At 74.0% G+C, this 3,888-nt stretch carries 1 protein-coding gene and 1 pseudogene; one reads left to right on the top strand and one right to left on the bottom strand.

The window, feature by feature from the left end:
• Nucleotides 1-3,625, top strand: a 3,625-nt coding sequence (gene fxsT, locus BZZ08_RS38195) for an FxSxx-COOH system tetratricopeptide repeat protein (protein ID WP_104636709.1), incomplete at its 5' end; no start/stop codon positions are given.
• On the opposite strand, the pseudogene BZZ08_RS39200 reads toward fxsT, so the two are convergent.
• Nucleotides 3,556-3,888: pseudogene (locus tag BZZ08_RS39200) on the bottom strand (hypothetical protein); the annotation flags it as partial. The gene fxsT and the pseudogene BZZ08_RS39200 sit on opposite strands and share 70 nt — an antisense overlap.

Below are 3,888 nucleotides of genomic sequence, written 5' to 3' on the forward strand. Positions count from 1 at the left end.
GGGCGCGGCGCACCGGCTGCTGGCCCGCTGGGCGCGCGGGGGCCCGACGGCGCTGGTCCAGCCGCTCGACCGGCGGCTGTGGCACCGCACCGCGCTGCGGCCGCTGCCCGTCGCCCTCAAGGCATCCCGGCCCGGCGCCTCCAACGCGGACCTGCGTTCGGATGCCGTCCGGCCGGGGCTGCTGGTGCCCGTGGTCGAACTCGCCCCGGCGGCCCTGCAGATGTGGGCGCGGCTGGTCGCGCGCCCCGAGTCCTCGCCGTTCCAGGGGTACGCGGTACGGGCCGACGCCGTCCCGCGCCCGGAGCCGGGCCCGGGCGACTCGGTGGCCGCGGTGCGGGACGAGCGGCTGTCGCCCCTCGACCGGGTGCTGGCGTTCCGCGCGGAGGCCTCGCCGCAGGCCTTCGAACTGGCCGGGTATCTCGCCGCCGCCCCGCTGTTCCTGCCGGTGATGCGCCTGGTGCAGCAGGTCATGGCGCCGCGCACCACCCCCTCGCACCTGGCGGAGGTCTTCCTGTCCGGCCTGCTGCACCCGGTGCCGGCGCAGCCCCGCCCGGCCGAGCAGACCGAGTTCGACTTTCCCGAGACGGTGCGGTCGCTGCTGCTGGGTTCGCTGCACCGGCAGGAGAGCCGCCGGGTCCTGACGGCCGTGTCGGGCTATCTGGCGGAGCACTCCTCGGCGCCGTACCGGTTCGACGCCACGCTGACCGATCCCTCGCGCGGGCTGCCCTCCCGGATCAGCGTCGAGAGCCTGCCCTTCGCCAAGGTCGACGCGGCGGTCGCCGACGCCCTGGGCGGCGGCTTCGCCACCCGCGCGCGCGAACTGCGGGACCTCATCTCCCGGCAGCAACGGCCCGGGGGAGATGGTGACGCAAAGTCGCCATACGATGACGGTGTGACTGACACCACATCCACCAGCGGAGCCATCGAAACGGGCGCCGGCCGCCCCCGCCCGGCCGGTCCCGGCACCCGGCCCGGGGGGACGTCCGCGCCGACGGGGGAACAGTCACGGCACACACCGGGAAGGGATCCATCCGTGGCCGAGTCCGCCTCTCACCCGGTCGGCGTCAACGGCCCCGCGAAGACCGGGCCGGTCCCGACGGGCACCCTTCCGACGCTCACCCGTCCGATGCGGTTCGAGGAGACCGTGCCGCAGGTGTGGGGCCGGCGCATCCCGCCGCGCAACCACAACTTCACCGGGCGCAGCGAGCTGATCACCCAGTTGCACGACCGGCTGGCCGACCGTCGCGCGGCCATCGTGCCGCAGGCCTTCTTCGGCCTCGGCGGCGTGGGCAAGACCCAGCTGGCCGTGGAGTACATCTACCGCTACCAGTCCCAGTACCAGCTGATCTGGTGGATCAACGCCGAGGACCCCGCGCTGGTCCGCTCCGCCATCGCCGCTCTCGCACCGCACCTGGGCCTGGAGGCCGGGCCCAGTGGTGACGAGGCGCTTCCGCTCGTCCTCGACGCGCTGCGCCGGGGCTCTCCCTACCGCAGGTATCTCTTGGTCTTCGACAACGCCGACCGGCCCGAGGACCTGGAGGAGTACTTCCCCTCCGGCGAGGGGCACATCCTGATCACCTCCCGCAACCAGAGCTGGGCCGGTCACGCGCACCCCGTCTCGGTGGACGTCTTCTCCCGCGAGGAATCGGTCCGCTTCCTGCAGCGCCGGGTGCCCGGCATGCCCGCGCAGGACGCCTCCCGCCTCGCGGAGGCGCTGGGCGACCTGCCGCTCGCCGTGGAGCAGGCCGGTGCCTGGCACGCGGAGACGGCGATGTCGGTCGACGAGTACCTGGGGCTGCTGCGCGAGCACGCGGACCGGCTGCTGGACACCTCCGTGCCCTCGGGGTACCCGCACTCCGTGGTGGCGACCTGGAACCTGGCCATGGAGCGCCTGGAGCAGCGCAGTCCCGCGGCCGTGCAACTGCTGCGGCTGTGCTCCTGCATGGCCCCGGAGCCGATCAGCTGGGCCATGCTGCGCAGTGCCGCGTTCGCCCCGCTGCCCTCGCCGCTCGCCGAGGCGCTGCGCGATCCCGTCGAACTGGGCCTGGCCACCCGGGAGATCGGCCGGCTCGCCCTCGCCCGGATCGACCACCGCAGCAACAGCCTCCAGATGCACCGGCTGGTGCAGGCGGTGTTGTTCAACCAGATGTCGGAGCAGGAGCAGGAGGACACCTACCACCTGACCCACGTGCTGCTGGCCGCCGCCGACCCGCAGGAGCCGGAGGACAACGACAACTGGCGCCGCTACTCCGAGCTGCGGCCGCACATCCGGCCCACCCGGGCCGTCGAGTGCGACCACCGGGAGGTGCGGGACCTGGTCATCAACGAGATCCGCTACCTGTACCTGCACGGCGACTACACCGGCGGCACGGAACTGGCCGAATTCGCCCGCAAGGAGTGGCAGCAGCGGCTGGGCGACGACCATCCGCAGACGATGCGCACCACCCGCTCCTACGCCACGCTGATCCGCAACTTCGGCCGTTTCGACGAGGCCCGGGAGCTGAACGCGGAGCTGCTGGTGCGGGCCCGCCGGGTGTTCGGCGAGGACCACGAGGAGACGCTGGCCATCGCCAACAGCAACGCGGCGGACCTGCGGGTGCTGGGCGACTTCGAGCAGGCCACGGAGCGGGACGCCGACACCCTGGAGCGGCTGACCCGGAGCTTCGGCCGGGACTACCCGCTGGCGCTGATGTCCGCCGCCAACCACGCGCTGGACCTGCGGCTGCTCGGCCGGTTCCAGGAGGCGCTGGAGCTGGACGCGGACACCTACCAGCGGCGGGTGCGCATCTTCGGCCCCGACGACCCCGTCACGCTGGTGGTGGCGGCCAACTACGCGCGCGACCAGCGGGAGCTGGGCGACTACCGGGGCTCCACCGAGTCGCTGCGGGCGCTGTACCCGAAGCTGAGGGACCGGCAGGGCCGCGAGCACCCGTCCACCCTGGACGTGGCGAAGAACCTCGCGGTCTCGCTGCGCGCGATGGGCGCCTACGAGGAGGCGTACGACCGGTCGTCGCGGACGGTGGAGCGCTACCGGGCCCGGTACGGCGAGGGCGACCTCAACACGCTGGCGGCGGTGGGCAACTACGCCATCGACCTGCTGCTGCGCGGCGAACTGGAGGACGCCGAGCGGCTGGCCGCGCAGACCGTGGCCGGGTACGAGCAGCTGTTCGGCGCGGACCATCCCTATCTGCCGATGACCGAGACGAACCACGCCCTGGTCCTCAGCGCGCTGGGCGAGCACGAGCGGGCGCTGTCCCTGAACCTCACGGCGTACGAGAAGCTGGCGGCCCGTTTCGGTCCGGAGCACAACTGCACGCTGCGCTGCGGCGTCAACCTCGCCAACGACCTGCACTCGGCGGGCCGCCACGAGGAGGCGGCGCGGGCGGACGGCCGGCACCTGGAGGCGCTGCGGGCCACCGTGGGACCGGACCACCCGGTGTCCCTGGTCTGCGGCGGCAACCTGGCGCACGACCTGCGCGCGCTGGGACGGGGCGACGAGGCGGAGGCCCTCCTGGACGACGTCCTGACCCGCTTCGCCCGCACCCTGGGGCGGGACTACCCGGTCGCCGAGGTCTTCGCCAGGGGCGAGCGGGCGTTCTGCGACATCGAGACACCGGTCTTCTGACCGGCCTCCCCGCCCTCTCCGGTCTCGGCCGCGGCGGCGGAAGCCTCTTCCGGCCCCGGCGAACGGGCCGAACGCCTGGGCGCCTCCCCGGAGCCGGACACCGCCGAGCCGGGGTCGGCCTCGGCGGGGTCCCCCCGGCCGACGTGCCCGGGGCCTCGGGCCGGGTGGGCGGGGCGGGCCTGTGGGCGTCTCCCGGCGGCTCCCTCCTCGTCCGCGGCCGGACCCGCGCCGGAGGGGTCCGCGTCGGCGGCGGTGTCCGCCAG

The organism is Streptomyces sp. MH60, assembly GCF_002939385.1.
Lineage (GTDB): Bacteria > Actinomycetota > Actinomycetes > Streptomycetales > Streptomycetaceae > Streptomyces.